2 protein-coding genes are annotated in these 1,759 nt (G+C 66.6%); both read right to left on the bottom strand.

What is annotated here, in order from left to right; translation table 11 throughout:
* Nucleotides 1-889, bottom strand: an 889-nt coding sequence (locus tag Q7T84_RS06695) for a DHH family phosphoesterase (protein WP_304806984.1), incomplete at its 3' end; no start/stop codon positions are given.
* Between the two features lie 119 nt (nucleotides 890-1,008).
* Nucleotides 1,009-1,759, bottom strand: a 751-nt coding sequence (locus Q7T84_RS06700; protein ID WP_304806986.1) for a fructose-bisphosphatase class II family protein, incomplete at its 5' end; no start/stop codon positions are given.

Genomic DNA, 1,759 nt, shown 5'->3' on the forward strand with positions numbered 1-1,759 from the left:
TCTCCGGCCCCGAGCCCTTGGCCACGGCGAGCAGAGCCTTAAGGCCAGGATTGCGCCAGGCCGACATCACCTTCAGCCCCTGGGTGGTGAGCGCCCGATTGAAACCAACCAGCTGGGTGACGTCGCAAATGGCGCCCATCGCCGCCAGGTCCAGCCATTGGCGCAGGTCCGGCTCGGGCCGATCCACGAACATTCCGCGGCCACGGGCTTCGCGGTTGAGGGCGGCCATCAAGACGAAGGCGACGCCCGCCGCGGCCAGAACCCCCTGCCCCGAGCCGCAGCCCGGACGATTCGGGTTCACCAGGGCCGCGACCTCGGGAATTTCGTCGCGCATCAGGTGATGGTCGATCACCACCACGTCGAGGCCGATCTCCTTGGCGCAGGCCAGGGCCTCATAGGCCGCCGCGCCGCAGTCGACCGTGACCACCAACTCGACGCCCGATTCGCGGATGCGGCGGAAGGCGGCGGGGGATGGGCCGTAGCCCTCGATCAGACGGTCCGGAACATAGATGGGCAATTCCTTGCCCTGGGTGCGGAACCAGCGGACCAGTTGCGCGGCGCTGGAGGCTCCATCCACATCATAGTCGGCGAAGACCGTCATCGGACGGTCGGCGACCAGGGCGTCGATCAGGATCTTGGCGGCCAGATCCATGTCGACAAAACTCGACGGATCGGGAAACAGCGCCTTGAGGGTTGGATTGAGGTAGTTGGCTCCGTCCTCGGCGCTGACGCCGCGCGAGGCCAGGGCGCGGGCCAACGGCTCGCTGAGGCCGAGGCCGAGTTGGTGACGGCGCACCACCTCGGCGTCCGCCGGTCGCTCGCGCCATAGCCGCCCGCTTAGCGAGCGGCTGACGCCTAGATATCCCAAGGAGGCGGTTCCATCGGCCATTGGACTAGCCTAGCCGGAGTCGGAACCGCCACGAAGGATACTCCCGAGCGCGATAGCCGAAAGTGGACGCCGGTTTCAGCGGCTATCGCGCTCCAATCGAAATCTAGAGCGTGGTGGCTCTAGACCGGGCGTTTCATCCGCACTTCGCGGACAGTGCGGGTGGCCGAGTTCATCACCAGGGTGTGGGTGTGAACGAAGCCGTCCTCATACTGCACGCCGTCCAGCAGGGCGCCGTTGGTCACGCCAGTCGCCGCGAAGATCGCGTCGGCCCGCACCATCTCGTGCAGATCGTACTTCTTGTCGAAGTCGGTGATGCCGACGCGGGCCGCGCGGGCCTTCTCGTCAGCGTTGCGGAACACCAGGCGGCCCTGGAACTGGCCGCCGACGCACTTCAGCGCGGCGCAGGCCAGTACGCCCTCGGGAGCTCCGCCCTGCCCGACATACAGATCAACGCCGGTCGACGGATCGGCGGTGTTCATCACGCCGGCCACGTCGCCGTCGGTGATCAAATAGACGCGCGCGCCAACCGAGCGGACGCTGGCGATCAGATCTGCGTGACGAGGACGGTCCAGGATGCAGACGGTGATTTCCGAAGCTTCGACGTCCTTGGCTTCGGCCAGGGCCTTAACGTTCTCGGCCGGCGACTTGTCGAGGTCGATCACGCCAGGCGGGTAGCCCGGCCCGCAGGCGATCTTGTCCATATAGGTGTCGGGCGCATTCAGCATGGTGCCCTTGGGCGCCCAGGCCATCACCGCCAGGGCGTTGGCCATGGCCTTAGCCGTCAGGGTCGTGCCTTCCAGCGGGTCGAGAGCGATGTCGATCGCCGGACCTTTGCCGCTACCGACCTTCTCACCGATGTAGAGCATCGGC

The organism is Phenylobacterium sp. (assembly GCF_030654915.1).
GTDB lineage: Bacteria > Pseudomonadota > Alphaproteobacteria > Caulobacterales > Caulobacteraceae > Phenylobacterium.